The organism is Pseudoalteromonas sp. NBT06-2, assembly GCF_002276045.1.
Taxonomy (GTDB): Bacteria; Pseudomonadota; Gammaproteobacteria; order Enterobacterales; family Alteromonadaceae; genus Pseudoalteromonas.
Genome location: NZ_NQMR01000401.1, coordinates 1 through 682 on the forward strand (window position 1 = coordinate 1; position 682 = coordinate 682).

Sequence of the window (682 nt, forward strand, 5' to 3'; positions counted from 1 at the left end):
TATACCCGCATCAAAATAACTAATATTACTCGCCGTTTAAAACGGCGATATTTCATAGGAGAGTTATGCTCAAGGATCTAACACCTTTAATACCCATTCTTTCGTTGGCAGTTGCGGCGTTAGCGGTATTTTTTGGCCCATTAATATCAATGATTGTTGCAAATAGAAAGAGTCGTCATGATCTTCGTGTAGCAAATAAACAAATCATCGCTCCTATCCGACAAACTTGGATAAATGAACTTAGAGTTTTATTAGCTGATATCACCGGTAAATGTGCTCATTATTGGGCGGCAGGTTACGAAGATCGTTCAGACAGCGAGTATCTTCATATTACAGAAGCTATTAGCAGACTAAATTTGTACTTAAATCCGAACGAAGAAGATCACTTGCAGTTACTTGAGCATGTTAAAGAAATGGAGGCTGCAATATCATCTGGTGGTTCTCCTGAAACTGATGCCAGGTTTTGGGTTGCTCACAGGTCTACAATATCGCAATCTCAACTCATTCTTAAAAGAGAATGGGAGAGAGTTAAGAATGAAATATAATCGGGTAGCCGGAGGTCTCTCACCTCCAGCCCCCACACCACCCATCATGCGTGTAGCCGTACAAAATACCCCAGACTGATGCGGCTATCCGCATCAAAATAACTAAGTCTGGTCAGTTTGGCCGTGCAAAACATAAA

The 682-nt window shown here is 41.2% G+C and carries 1 protein-coding gene; it reads left to right on the top strand.

All coding sequences use genetic code 11. The annotated features are described in order from the left end of the window. The first annotated feature begins 65 nt into the window (after positions 1-65). Positions 66-545: a hypothetical protein gene (locus CJF42_RS26290; RefSeq protein ID WP_095369405.1), complete on the top strand. Its 480-nt coding sequence runs from the start codon at positions 66-68 to the stop codon at positions 543-545. Positions 546-682 lie beyond the last annotated feature (137 nt).

Excerpts from the sequence above, each read along its gene's own strand:
- CJF42_RS26290 (WP_095369405.1), top strand. The coding sequence starts at position 66 with ATGCTCAAGGATCTAACACCTTTAATACCCATTCTTTCGTTGGCAGTT.